Annotated in this window: 14 protein-coding genes; 10 read left to right on the forward strand and 4 right to left on the reverse strand. The window is 66.0% G+C overall.

All coding sequences use genetic code 11. From position 1 onward, the window contains the following. The first annotated feature begins 17 nt into the window (after positions 1 to 17). The 6 genes from tsaE (at position 18) to groL (ending at position 4,936) form a co-directional block, all read left to right on the forward strand. Positions 18 to 476, forward strand: coding sequence for a tRNA (adenosine(37)-N6)-threonylcarbamoyltransferase complex ATPase subunit type 1 TsaE (gene tsaE / locus F6B93_RS04765; RefSeq protein WP_211699275.1), 459 nt, complete (start codon positions 18 to 20; stop codon positions 474 to 476). After that, the gene (tsaB, locus tag F6B93_RS04770) at positions 476 to 1,114 is read left to right on the forward strand and encodes a tRNA (adenosine(37)-N6)-threonylcarbamoyltransferase complex dimerization subunit type 1 TsaB (protein WP_211698063.1); all 639 of its coding nucleotides are present in this window, start codon (positions 476 to 478) and stop codon (positions 1,112 to 1,114) included. Before tsaE ends, tsaB begins: the two co-directional genes overlap by 1 nt. After that, the gene (gene rimI, locus F6B93_RS04775; protein WP_211698064.1) at positions 1,111 to 1,590 is read left to right on the forward strand and encodes a ribosomal protein S18-alanine N-acetyltransferase; all 480 of its coding nucleotides are present in this window, start codon (positions 1,111 to 1,113) and stop codon (positions 1,588 to 1,590) included. Before tsaB ends, rimI begins: the two co-directional genes overlap by 4 nt. After that, positions 1,587 to 2,636, forward strand: coding sequence for a tRNA (adenosine(37)-N6)-threonylcarbamoyltransferase complex transferase subunit TsaD (tsaD, locus tag F6B93_RS04780; RefSeq protein ID WP_211698065.1), 1,050 nt, complete (start codon positions 1,587 to 1,589; stop codon positions 2,634 to 2,636). Before rimI ends, tsaD begins: the two co-directional genes overlap by 4 nt. 269 nt (positions 2,637 to 2,905) lie before the next feature. Continuing rightward, positions 2,906 to 3,208: a co-chaperone GroES gene (groES, locus tag F6B93_RS04785; protein WP_211698066.1), complete on the forward strand. Its 303-nt coding sequence runs from the start codon at positions 2,906 to 2,908 to the stop codon at positions 3,206 to 3,208. Between the two features lie 105 nt (positions 3,209 to 3,313). Next, a complete protein-coding gene (gene groL / locus F6B93_RS04790) occupies positions 3,314 to 4,936 on the forward strand; it encodes a chaperonin GroEL (RefSeq protein WP_211698067.1) in 1,623 nt (540 codons plus the stop codon). A 52-nt stretch (positions 4,937 to 4,988) separates the two neighbouring features. Here the strand turns inward: groL and F6B93_RS04795 are convergent, their stop codons facing one another. The 3 genes from F6B93_RS04795 to F6B93_RS04805 form a co-directional block, all read right to left on the reverse strand. Then, entirely contained in the window at positions 4,989 to 6,092 is a 1,104-nt protein-coding gene (locus F6B93_RS04795; protein WP_211698068.1) for a hypothetical protein, read from the reverse strand. Then, the gene (locus tag F6B93_RS04800; protein ID WP_246541000.1) at positions 6,089 to 6,973 is read right to left on the reverse strand and encodes a DNA-methyltransferase; all 885 of its coding nucleotides are present in this window, start codon (positions 6,971 to 6,973) and stop codon (positions 6,089 to 6,091) included. Before F6B93_RS04800 ends, F6B93_RS04795 begins: the two co-directional genes overlap by 4 nt. 91 nt (positions 6,974 to 7,064) lie before the next feature. Continuing rightward, positions 7,065 to 7,373: a WhiB family transcriptional regulator gene (locus F6B93_RS04805; RefSeq protein ID WP_211698069.1), complete on the reverse strand. Its 309-nt coding sequence runs from the start codon at positions 7,371 to 7,373 to the stop codon at positions 7,065 to 7,067. Positions 7,374 to 7,743: 370 nt separating this feature from the next. Between F6B93_RS04805 and F6B93_RS04810 the strand changes: the two genes are divergently transcribed. The 3 genes from F6B93_RS04810 to F6B93_RS04820 all read left to right on the forward strand — a co-directional run bounded on the left by F6B93_RS04810 (position 7,744) and on the right by F6B93_RS04820 (position 10,318). Beyond that, complete coding sequence (locus F6B93_RS04810) at positions 7,744 to 8,601, forward strand: hypothetical protein (RefSeq protein WP_211698070.1); 858 nt, start codon at positions 7,744 to 7,746, stop codon at positions 8,599 to 8,601. 81 nt (positions 8,602 to 8,682) lie between these two features. Then, the gene (gene sigD / locus F6B93_RS04815; RefSeq protein WP_211698071.1) at positions 8,683 to 9,258 is read left to right on the forward strand and encodes an ECF RNA polymerase sigma factor SigD; all 576 of its coding nucleotides are present in this window, start codon (positions 8,683 to 8,685) and stop codon (positions 9,256 to 9,258) included. After that, positions 9,251 to 10,318: an anti-sigma-D factor RsdA gene (locus F6B93_RS04820; RefSeq protein WP_211699277.1), complete on the forward strand. Its 1,068-nt coding sequence runs from the start codon at positions 9,251 to 9,253 to the stop codon at positions 10,316 to 10,318. Before sigD ends, F6B93_RS04820 begins: the two co-directional genes overlap by 8 nt. On the opposite strand, the gene F6B93_RS04825 is transcribed toward F6B93_RS04820, so the two are convergent. Further along, the gene (locus tag F6B93_RS04825) at positions 10,312 to 10,725 is read right to left on the reverse strand and encodes a DUF5319 domain-containing protein (protein ID WP_211698072.1); all 414 of its coding nucleotides are present in this window, start codon (positions 10,723 to 10,725) and stop codon (positions 10,312 to 10,314) included. The two genes, F6B93_RS04820 and F6B93_RS04825, sit on opposite strands and share 7 nt — an antisense overlap. Before the next feature lie 165 nt (positions 10,726 to 10,890). On the opposite strand from F6B93_RS04825, the gene guaB reads away from it, so the two are divergent. Continuing rightward, positions 10,891 to 12,480, forward strand: coding sequence for an IMP dehydrogenase (gene guaB / locus F6B93_RS04830; RefSeq protein WP_211698073.1), 1,590 nt, complete (start codon positions 10,891 to 10,893; stop codon positions 12,478 to 12,480). Positions 12,481 to 12,484 lie beyond the last annotated feature (4 nt).

The raw sequence follows: 12,484 nt of genomic DNA on the forward strand, positions 1-12,484 counted from the left end.
GCGTGGATGGCGGCGACCTGCCTGCCGGTGGGACTGCGAACCTGGCGCATGCCGAAGACACCGTAGCGCTGGGGTCCCGACTGGGTGAACAGCTGCGCGCGGGCGACGTCGTCGTGCTCTCTGGTCCGCTTGGTGCTGGAAAAACCGTGCTGGCCAAAGGGATTGCGGCCGCGATGGATGTCGATGGACCGGTCACGTCGCCGACGTACGTGCTGGCCCGGGTACACCGTGCTCGACGGCCGGGTATGCCGGCGATGATTCACGTCGACGTGTACCGGTTGTTGGACCACCAGCGAGCGGATCTGCTGGGTGAACTCGACTCACTGGATCTCGACACCGATCTCGACGATGCGGTTGTCGTGGTGGAATGGGGCGAAGGACTCGCTGAACGCCTCTCCGAGCGCCACCTCGACGTCCGCCTGGAGCGAGTCCGCCACTCCGACGTGCGGGTCGCGACCTGGAAGTGGGGAAGCTGATGGGCGCCGGCGAAAGCCTGGTCTTGGCTATCGACACAGCAACCGCGGCGGTGACGGCCGGCGTTGTGCGACGAGAGGGCTCCGCTCGCACCGTGCTCGCCGAGCGGATCACGATCGACGCGCGAGCCCACGCCGAGCAGCTGACTCCGAATGTGCTGGCTGCGCTCGGCGATGCCGCGGTGACCATGGCCGATCTCGACGCCGTCGTCGTGGGGTGTGGTCCGGGACCGTTCACCGGTCTGCGGGTCGGCATGGCCACCGCCGCCGCATACGGGCATGCCCTGGATATTCCGGTGTACGGGGTGTGCAGCTTGGACGCGATCGGAGGGCGAACGACCGGCGACGTTCTGGTGGTCACCGACGCGCGTAGGCGCGAGGTCTATTGGGCGCGCTACTGCGACGGCGTGCGGACCGGCGGGCCGGACGTCAGCGCCCCGGCTGATGTCGATCCTCGCCAAGCTCAGGCAGTAGCCGGGTCGCCGGCCCACGCGGCGCTGTTCGACCTGCCGAGGTGCGATCCGGTCTACCCGGCGCCGGAGGGTTTGGTCGCCGCGGTGACGGGTTGGTCGGACCCCGCACCGTTGGTGGCGTTGTATCTGCGCCGGCCCGATGCGAAACCATTGGCGGCCCGCCGATGACCCGCCAAGGCGAGCCCGTCATCGTGGGTGCCTTGACCCGCGCGGACGCCGAGCGGTGCGCTGAGTTGGAGGCCGTATCGTTCGAGGGCGACGACCCGTGGCCGGCGATGGCGTTTGAACGCGAGCTGGCCAGCGCGGGTAACCACTATGTGGGCGCGCGCAGCGCTGGCACGCTGATCGGCTACGCCGGCATCGCCCGGTTGGGTCGCCAGCCGCCGTACGAATACGAGGTGCACACCATCTGCGTCGACGCGGCCTATCACGGCCGGGGCATCGGGCGCCGGTTGCTGAACGAGCTGCTGGACTTCGCCAACGGTGGTGTCGTGTTCCTAGAGGTCCGCACCGACAACGCCGCCGCGATCGCGCTGTACCGCAGTGTTGGGTTCGAGCAGATTGGCCTGCGTCGGCGCTACTACCGAGTCAGCGGCGCAGATGCCTTCACAATGCGCAGGGATCCAGGAGGTGCCCGCCTGTGACCGGAAAGATCATCGTGGCCATCGAAACTTCCTGCGACGAAACCGGTGTCGGGATCACGCGGCTCGATGCTGACGGCGCCGTGACTTTGCTGGCCGACGAGGTGGCTTCGAGCGTGGATGAGCACGTCCGGTTTGGCGGCGTCGTCCCCGAGATTGCCTCTCGGGCGCATCTGGAAGCGCTCGGCCCGACGATGCGGCGGGCACTGGATGCCGCCGGGGTGAAGCGACCCGATGTCCCCGATGTCGTCGCTGCCACCATCGGGCCGGGTTTGGCCGGTGCCCTCATGGTGGGAGCGGCTGCAGCCAAGGCCTATGCAGCGGCCTGGGGAGTGCCGTTCTATGCGGTGAATCACCTGGGCGGGCACTTGGCGGCGGATGTGTACGAACATGGACCGCTGCCGGAGTGTGTGGCACTGCTGGTGTCCGGGGGACACACCCACCTGTTGCACGTGCGTGCCCTCGGCGAGCCGATCGTCGAGCTAGGCAGCACTGTCGATGACGCCGCCGGCGAGGCTTACGACAAGGTGGCCAGGCTGTTGGGCTTGGGCTATCCAGGCGGCAAGGTGCTTGATGAGCTGGCGCGCACCGGTGACCGGGACGCCATCGTGTTTCCGCGCGGCATGACCGGCCCGGCCGATGACCCCTGCGCCTTCAGCTTTTCCGGCCTCAAGACCGCGGTCGCGCGCCACATCGAAAGCCATCCGGAGGCGGCCGGCGTTGCTGACGCCGACATCGCCGCCGGATTTCAGGAAGCCGTCGCCGACGTGTTGACCATGAAGGCGGTGCGGGCGGCCACCAGACGCGGGGTGTCGACTCTGCTGATCGCGGGAGGGGTGGCCGCCAACTCCCGGGTGCGCGAGCTCGCTGCACAGCGGTGCGCCGAAGCCGGCCTGACCCTGCGAATCCCCCGGCCTCGGCTGTGCACCGACAACGGCGCCATGATCGCGGCCTTCGCCGCACATCTGGTAGCCGCGGGTGCAGCACCGTCTCCCCTGGACGCGCCGAGTGACCCCGGACTGCCGGTGGTAATAGGCCAGGTCGGGTGATACAGCGCCGGTGTGCGGTGACGGCGGCGTTGCAGCCAGATTGCCCGGAAGCACCGGGGCGGCCTTGAGTGCTAGCACTCTCATGTATAGAGTGCTAGGTGGCAGTCGGACGACCCCTGCGTCGGCACCCGCGACGACGGCGCGAGGGCTCGGAAGAATGCCGAATCACCTGGTAATTCGGACGGTTCGGGGCACGCCCCGGACCGGCCGTCAACTCCGGTCCGGGCGAGACGTCCCGGACCTGATCTAAATAGTGGAGGGCTCCAATCGTGGCGAAGGTGAACATCAAGCCACTCGAGGACAAGATTCTCGTGCAGGCCAACGAGGCCGAGACCACGACCGCGTCCGGTCTGGTCATTCCTGACACCGCCAAGGAGAAGCCGCAGGAGGGCACCGTCGTCGCAGTCGGCCCAGGCCGGTGGGACGAGGACGGGGAGAAGCGAATCCCGGTGGACGTGTCGGAGGGTGACACCGTCATCTACAGCAAGTACGGCGGCACCGAGATCAAGTACGGCGGCGAGGAATACCTGATCCTGTCGGCGCGCGACGTGCTGGCTGTCGTCTCCAAGTAAGTCCGTGTACCGCCCCGGCAATCCCCGTGCTGTCAACCGCGGGCGATTTCCGGGGCGGCATGCGTTAGCAGCCAGGCACTAGGGGCGGAAACGGGAAGGAGCCTTATGAGCAAGCTGATTGAGTACGACGAGACCGCGCGTCGCGCCATGGAGGCGGGCATGGACAAGCTCGCCGAGACCGTACGGGTGACGCTGGGGCCACGCGGACGGCACGTGGTGTTGTCCAAGTCCTTCGGTGGCCCCACGGTGACCAACGACGGCGTCACGGTTGCGCGCGAGATCGATCTGGAAGACCCGTTCGAGAATCTCGGTGCACAGCTAGTGAAGTCGGTGGCCACCAAGACCAACGACGTCGCCGGCGATGGCACCACCACCGCGACCGTGCTGGCGCAAGCGCTGATCAAGGGCGGCCTGCGACTGGTCGCAGCCGGCGCCAACCCGATTGCCGTCGGCTCGGGAATCGGCAAGGCCGGCGACGCGGTGTCCGAAGCGCTGCTCGCGGCGGCGACGCCGGTATCCGGCAAGGAAGCCATTGCCCAGGTAGCGACGGTCTCCTCGCGTGACGAGCAGATCGGTGAGCTGGTCGGCGAGGCGATGAGCAAGGTCGGCCACGACGGGGTGGTCAGCGTTGAAGAATCCTCGACGCTGAGCACTGAGCTGGAGTTCACCGAGGGCGTCGGCTTCGACAAGGGTTTCTTGTCGGCCTACTTCGTGACCGATTTCGATTCTCAGGAGGCAGTGCTCGAGGACCCGCTGATCCTGCTGCACCAAGACAAGATCAGCTCGTTGCCCGACCTGTTGCCGTTGCTGGAAAAGGTGGCCGAAGCGGGCAAACCGTTGGTGATCATCGCCGAAGATGTCGAGGGCGAGGCACTGGCGACGCTGGTGGTCAACTCGATCCGAAAGACGCTGAAAGCGGTCGCGGTCAAGTCTCCCTACTTCGGCGACCGGCGCAAGGCCTTCCTGCAGGACCTTGCGGTGGTAACGGGCGGCGATGTGGTCAATCCCGACGCCGGACTGGTGCTGCGCGAGGTGGGCCTCGAAGTCATGGGGACAGCCCGCCGCGTCGTGGTCAACAAGGATGACACGATCATCGTCGACGGTGGCGGCGCCTCCGACGTGGTGGCCAACCGCATCAAGCACCTGCGCGCTGAGATCGACAACAGCGATTCCGACTGGGACCGTGAGAAGCTCGGGGAACGACTGGCCAAGCTGGCCGGCGGGGTGGCCGTCATCAAGGTTGGTGCCCCCACCGAGACCGCGCTCAACGAGCGCAAGGAAAGTGTCGAGGATGCCGTTGCCGCGGCTAAGGCGGCTGTCGAGGAGGGCATCGTCGCCGGCGGTGGCTCCGCGCTCATCCAGGCGCGCACAGCGCTGACGGAATTGAGTGCGTCGCTCTCCGGTGATGAGCGGCTCGGCGTCGATGTGTTTGCCGAGGCGCTGAGCGCACCCCTGTACTGGATCGCGACCAACGCCGGACTGGACGGCTCAGTTGCCGTCCACAAGGTCAGCGAGTTGCCCGCCGGACAGGGGCTCAACGCCAGCACCCTGAGTTATGGCGAGCTGGCCGCCAACGGCATCGTTGACCCGGTCAAGGTGACCAGGTCGGCGGTGCTCAATGCAGCGTCGGTGGCGCGGATGGTGCTCACCACGGAGACGGCCGTCGTCGACAAGCCCGCCGAGGAAGAAGACGAGCACGGCCACGGCCATCACGGGCACGCTCACTGACGTCAGGCGCGAGTGACGAAGCACCCCCGGCCTCACCACCGGGGGTGCTTCGCTATCCCGAGGAGAGCAGCTGCGGGAATGGTGTCACCGCGAGCAATTGGTCCAGAGTCTCGAGGGTGAACACCCGGCCGTCGGTGTACTGCAATACCGGCCCCAGCGTGTCGTTGACGCGTGCCCAGCCGGTGCCGCCGAGCACGGCGATCACCGGGACGCCGCCCAGCCGCGCGCCCTCGGTTTGCAACAGCCGGAAGCGAGTGGCTTTGTCGCGCGCGGTCCCGCCGTCGTTCGTTGACTTGCATTCCAGCATGGCCCGCAGCGTGTCGGTCGCATCGAAGATGACGAAATCCGGTGCGGGCGTCATAGTTACCCCGAACCGGGCCACGATCTCGCCCTGATTGTGGCTGCCCGTGCGGATGTACGGCACGCCGACACTCTTGAACAGTGCCTCGACTTCGTCTTCAAGGGAGTCACCCTTCTTGCCCGATGTCGCGTTGGTGACTTGCCCGAAGGCGCCGCCGTAATGGCGTTGATGGAGAAACCAGCGGTAGGGCACACCGTTCGTGGCAAGGTGGCGCACGCTATCCCAGCTGTCACGGGTATCGAACTTGTCCTGTTTGCTATGCAAGCCCAGCGGTGGATCGGCAAAGAGCTGTTTTCGCATCAGCAGGTCGATGGTGCGGGCCAGTACGGCGGATTGTTCGTTGGTAAGCCGCCTGCCTTTCTTTTCGGCCGCGTCGATGGTGTTTGGGGTGATCGCTGCGCTCCCGTCGCCCAGTTGCTCAACGACCATCGTTGTCGTCAGGGCGAATTCGTTCTTGAGCAGCCCGGTAATGGTGCGGAACACCAGCAGCGTCTGTGGGTTTGACTCAAACAGTTCGGCCAAGTCATCGACACCGATTCTGGTGAAGCCCTCGGTGGCTGACTCGGCGGCCGCATAGACGGTGTCGAAATGCTCCTCGTCGTAGAAGGGCGCATCGTGGACGAAGGCGAAGTCTGGAGCCAGATTCGGCACGTAAAGTTGTCGGGCGATGTCGGCGTAGACCGTCGGCTGGTCGGTCTTGCCGTGTTGTTCGGGTATCAGCCGGATGGCGTTGACACGCCGATCCCAGGTGTTGGCATCGATCACGGCCGCGACCGTGTCCTCGATTGAGCTCACTGGCCCACAGCGCGCAGGACCCCCGCCGGGTCGTCGGCCTGGCCGGCGGCGAGGCGTTCCCGCGCAACCCCTACGAAGCGTTCATGCAGCTCGAAACCGACTGATTGGCGGTCGTAGCGGCGGGCCACCACCACCGTGGTCCCGCTGCCGGCGAAGGGGTCGACGACGAGCCCGCCCTTGGGACTTGCGCATCGAATGAAGAACTCGGCGAGCCCTTCCGGCATGGCCGCGGTGTGCGCCACACCGCGGTACTGGTTGTACGTCTGGGGCACCGACACGACGTTGCCGGGGTCCGCACCACCCCGCAGGTATGTCTTGGTGCGGTCGCGACCGAATCCGGACGCGGTGTTGCGGCGCCCGTTGGCGTCGTTGTTGCGGCGTGCGATCTCGGCGGCGTCGGCCTTGTACGGAATACGGACCGCATCGAGGTCGAAGTAGGGACGCTCCCCGCGCGCGAAGTGATAGACGTACTCGAACGAGTCCTTGGTGCGTGGGCCAAACTTACCTGGGACCGCATTCGGCTTGGACCAAATGTAGGTTTCGATCCATCGCCAACCCATCTGCTGAAGCGCTAGGACCAACTGGTAGACGTAGGGGTGTCGCTGTCCTTTCAGGGTGCCTCGATTGGCGACGCGGTTCTTGATGTTGATGATCATGCTGCCGGTCTCGCTGGTTGCGGCCAGCATTTTCTCCGCGAACGGGAGGAACCACTCGACGTAGCGATCCGGATGGATTCGGCTATATGCGCGAGCATCCGCATACGGCGGCGACGTGAAGAACAAATCGACACCGCCCCCGGGCAGTAGGGGCAGGAAGTCGGCCGCGTCACCGTGCACGATGCCCTCGGCCAACATGCGATGCAGCTGCCCCCTACGCGCCATAACTGCGGATATTAGCGATCGTCACCGACAGCACCGCTCAGGCGCTCCGCGACCCCGCATCAATGGCGGGGTCGCGGTCGTTGGTCGTCGATCAAGCCGTGCGGCGGATTCCTCGGGCGCGCCCGATGGTGCCCTTGAGAAGCAGGTCGCGCTCCGATTCGGAGAGCCCGCCCCACACGCCGTAGGGTTCGGCGACCTCGAGAGCGTGCGAGCGGCATTCCTCGATCACCGGACAGCGTCGGCACATCTCCTTGGCGCGCTGCTCGCGCTGCATGCGGGCACGGCCACGCTCACCATCGGGATGAAAGAACATCGACGAGTCGGCGCCGCGGCACAGGCCCCGCAATTGCCAATTCCAGATATCGGCGTTGGGTCCGGGTAGCTGCTCCGGTTGTGGCATTGGTCCATACCTCTCTGCGTGGTGGGCCCAAGTGGAGGTCAGGCGCGGGTACGCACGAGTTGTGCAACTGATTTTCTAGTGGCGTCGACGATGACGACCCGTCAAAGATAGACGCTAGGGGCGGTGCCAAATTTCCGTCAATAGCCAACAGCTCCAGCAAAATATCGACGCGTTGTTCGAGAATTAACTCCGCGTTCATCTGTACCGCATTCGCAGTCGCGCAGCGTGCCATCCGCAGCGAACGGTAAACGAGTATCACCAGGTCGACCGCGACTGTGAGGAAGCCTAAATGGGCGTACAGATCTCGGTGAGTAATATTTGGTTAACACGGACAGCACAAACTTTTTACCACTGGGGTCTAGCTAACACGGTGATTGAAACTCGCCACACTCGGGGGATTGATCAAACGCTGGCCGAAGCCGCGTTCGGAAGCCAGCCCGGTACGTGGCCGCTACCCGCGGCGACGACGCCGCACCAACTGTGGCTGCGTGCCGTCGCCGCCGGAGGGCAGGGGCATTACGGCAGCGCCTACCACGACCTGGCGGTGCTGCGACGACGCGCGTCGGCCGGACCGCTGGCCTCGCTGGCTCACAGTACCCATGGATCATTCCTGCGGCAGCTTGGTTGGCACACACTGGCGCGGGGTTGGGACGGACGCGCGCTGGCGGTGGCCGATAGCGATCCCGAGGCGTGTGCCGACGCGCTGATCGGGCTGGCGGCCGACGCCCTGGGCGTCGGCCGTCTCGCCGGGGCGGCGACCCTGCTGAGTCGCGCGGACCAGGCGCTCGCGGCGGGCGAGATGTCGGCGCTGGCCCGCGACCGGCTAGCTGTGCGCCGGCACTGGGTGACCGCTGAGCTGGCCATGGCCGCCAACGAAGGGACCATCGCGGTCCGCCACGCCGAAGAAGCAGCAGAGCTGGCCCTGACAATGCAGACGGGGCAGACGGGAGACACGGGGACCGGTGCATCGGTGCGACATGGCGTAAAAAGTCAGATGGTGCTGGCCGCCGCATTGTGCAGTGCCGGGGCGACCAAGCGGGCCGGTCTAGTCGCTGATGACGCGCTCGATGCCTGCGGACGGCTCGGGCTCATCCCGCTGCGTTGGGCACTGGCTTGCTTGCTGATCGATATCGGAAGTGTCACGTTTTCGGCACGGGAGCTGCACGAAGTTCGCGATATCTGCGCAGGCCAGGTGCGGCGCGCCGGTGGAAGCTGGCGTTCGGCGTGAAACGCCGTTCGGCCGTTATTGTCGATCTGTGAGTTAGCCCCGGGATGTGTCCGGTTCGTGACTTTGGAGATATCGCCGTCAATGACAATCGAAGGGGAACGTCTCGATGCTGTGGTCGCGGAGGCCGTGGCAGGAGACCGAAACGCGCTTCGGGAGGTGCTGGAAACCATCCGCCCGATTGTTGTCCGATATTGCCGGGCTCGAGTTGGCAGGTTCGAGCGGAGCGGCATGTCAGCAGATGATGTGGCACAGGAGGTGTGCTTGGCCACCATAACGGCGCTACCGCGCTACCGGGACCGAGGACGGCCCTTCCTGGCCTTCCTGTACGGCATCGCAGCACACAAGGTCGCCGACGCTCACCGGGCGGCGGGCCGCGACCTTGCGTATCCCGCCGAATCGGTTCCCGAGCGTCGGTCATTCGACGCAGGGCCGGAGCAGATGGCCATCGAGGCCGATTCAGTCACCCGGATGAACGAATTACTGGAGATCTTGCCGGGCAAGCAACGCGAGATCCTCATCCTGCGTGTGGTGGTCGGGCTGTCCGCGGAGGAGACCGCGGCCGCCGTCGGCAGTACCACCGGAGCGGTGCGGGTGGCGCAGCACCGTGCACTTCAGCGGCTCAAGGACGAAATTGTTGCGGCAGGTGATTATGCGTAATTCGGGATCTGATTCTGGCTATCCCCTCGGCTCCCTCGGCGATCAGCCGGCTTTGGACGAGCTAGCCCACACGGATTTGCTTCTTGACGCCCTCGCTGAACGTGAGGACGTCGGTTTCGGCGATCCGGACGACCTCCACGATCAAGCGCTGGCCGAGCTGCTCAGTGAGTGGCGCGACGATTTGCGATGGCCGCCGGCGAGTGCCTTGGTCTCGCAGGACGAGGCCGTTGAGGCGCTGATCACCGGGGTGACGGAGCGCCGTCGCACGCGTCGTGGTCTAGCGGCGATGGGGTCAGTGGCGGCAACGTTGCTGCTGTTGAGCGGATTCGGCGCGGTCGTCGCCGATGCCCGTCCGGGAGACTTGCTCTACGGCTTGCACGCGATGATCTTCGACGACTCGCACGTCAACGACGACCAGATCGTATTGTCGGCCAAGGCCGAGTTGGCCAAGGTTGAGCAAATGATCGCCGAAGGCCAATGGGACCAGGCCGAGACTCAGCTGGCGGAGGTCAGCAGTACGGTGCAGGCCGTCAACGACGGTGGGCGTCGGCAGGACCTGATCGACGAGGTAAATCAGCTGAATACGAAGGTGGAGCAGCGCGACCCTAACGCGACCCTGCCGGAGGGCTCGCTACCCCAATCCGAGCTGCCGGATGTGCTCGCACCGAGCGATTCTCCGGGGGACTCGCTGACCCCTCCGGCTGGCGAAACAGCGTCGCCGGCTCCGGCGAGCCCGCCGCTGCAATCCGACATCCCACCATCGAGCGCACCTGAATGGTCCGCGCCCAGCCCGCCCAGCGAGGCTCCGCCGTCAGCCCAGATCACGGCGCCGACGCCCGCGGTGGAGGCGCCCGCGGTCGAACCGACCTCGCCGCCCGCGGCGACGCCAACTCGTGGCCCACGGCCCGGCCCTGATCCCGCCTCGGCGACCGACTCGTCGCTGGAACCCGCCGCCGGTGGGTCGATCAGCCGGCCGAGTCCGGAGGCACATTTATCCGGGCAAGACGCGTCGGACACGCCGGCAACGGCGAGTCCGATACCCGAGGCGGGGGTTCAGTGACGCCGGTGCAGACCGTCGGCGTCTGACGTCGCCTGATTCAGCGACGCGTCGGCGTATCCCCGGCAGTAATCCCACGTGACGTACGCGTCCGGTTCGGGGTCGAAAGCGGGCTCGTGCGGGCGAACGGTGCCGTCGATGAGCAGCTGCAGCAGGTTGGAGCGCAGCATGTCCCAATCGTGGTAGTGGTCTTGCTGACACTCGTCGCAGCACACCACCAGGCCGCGGATTCCCTTGTGCGCCAACAGAGCCTCGTACACAGCCAGATCAGCCAAGTCGGCCTCTACCGCCATCCGCTCTTGCTGATCCAGCGGCTGAGCTGGTTCGGCGGCTTCCAGCGCCGACGTCGGGTCGCAGGGATCGTCGGCAAACGGGTCGGGCGGCAAACCCGGTGGGAGGTGGTCACGCACGCCTATACACTACGCAGGCGGGCAGCGATCGCGCCAGCAGTTGACTCACCAGGTTCTTTGCGCGGTTCCTTCTCACGCCGCTACCGCGGCGCGCATCGTCACCGGGAGGGAGCGAGCCGATAGGATGGGTTTCTCACTCACGCATGCGTATGGAGGGCCTCACTGATGTCCCGCGGCATGTCCCGCCTGGAAGACAGTTCCGACCTGGTTGCCAGCACGTACGTGCGCGTCGGTGGGCTGACTGACGAGCCGGTCGCGACCGGCGGCGACGATCCGCACAAAGTGGCAATGCTGGGGTTGACGTTCGACGACGTTCTGCTGTTGCCGGCGGCCTCTGACGTGGTTCCTGCCACGGCGGATACCTCCAGCCAGCTGACCAAGAAGATCAGGCTCAAGGTGCCGTTGGTCAGCTCGGCGATGGACACCGTCACCGAGTCACGGATGGCCATCGCCATGGCGCGCGCGGGTGGCATGGGAGTGCTGCACCGCAATCTCCCTGTCGCCGAACAAGCGGGCCAGGTTGAGATGGTGAAGCGCTCCGAGGCCGGCATGGTCACCGATCCGGTCACCTGCCGTCCGGACAACACCTTGGCGCAGGTCGACGCGCTGTGCGCCCGGTTCCGGATCTCGGGCTTGCCCGTCGTCGATGACGACGGTGCGCTGGTGGGAATCATCACCAACCGCGATATGCGGTTCGAAGTGGACCAGTCCAAACAGGTCGCCGAGGTGATGACAAAAGCGCCGCTGATCACAGCCCAAGAGGGCGTGAGTGCGTCGGCGGCGCTGGGCTTGTTGCGCCGCAACAAGATTGAGAAACTGCCCATTGTCGACGGCCGTGGCCGGCTGACCGGGCTCATCACTGTCAAGGACTTCGTCAAGACCGAGCAACACCCGTTGGCCACCAAGGACAGTGATGGCCGGCTGCTGGTGGGCGCGGCCGTCGGTGTTGGGGGCGACGCCTGGGTGCGGGCAATGATGCTGATCGACGCCGGCGTCGATGTGCTCATTGTGGACACCGCACATGCGCACAACCGATCGGTGCTCGACATGGTCGGCCAACTCAAGGGCGAAGTCGGCGACCGGGTCGAGGTAGTCGGTGGCAATGTGGCCACCCGGGCGGCGGCCGCCGCGCTGGTCGATGCCGGCGCCGACGCGGTGAAGGTCGGCGTTGGGCCGGGATCGATCTGCACGACCCGCGTGGTCGCCGGTGTCGGCGCACCGCAGATCACCGCGATTCTGGAGGCCGTCGCGGCGTGCGCACCGGCGGGCGTGCCGGTGGTTGCCGACGGGGGACTGCAATACTCGGGCGACATCGCCAAGGCACTGGCCGCTGGTGCGTCAACGGCCATGCTGGGGTCGTTGCTTGCCGGTACCGCCGAGGCGCCCGGCGAGCTGATCTTCGTCAATGGCAAGCAGTTCAAGAGTTATCGCGGCATGGGGTCGCTGAGCGCCATGCAAGGCAGGGCCGGAGGCAAGTCATACTCCAAGGACCGCTACTTCGCCGATGACGCGCTGAGCGAAGACAAGCTGGTACCTGAGGGGATCGAGGGCCGGGTGCCGTTCCGCGGTCCGCTGTCGTCGGTGATCCACCAGCTGACCGGTGGCCTGCGCGCCGCGATGGGCTACACCGGCTCGCCCACCATCGAGGTGCTTCAGCAGGCGCAGTTCGTCCGGATCACAGCGGCTGGCCTCAAAGAGAGCCACCCGCACGACGTCGCCATGACCGTCGAAGCTCCCAACTACTACGCGCGCTGAGAAC

Source organism: Mycobacterium spongiae (assembly GCF_018278905.1).
In the GTDB taxonomy this organism is placed as follows: Bacteria; Actinomycetota; Actinomycetes; order Mycobacteriales; family Mycobacteriaceae; genus Mycobacterium; species Mycobacterium spongiae.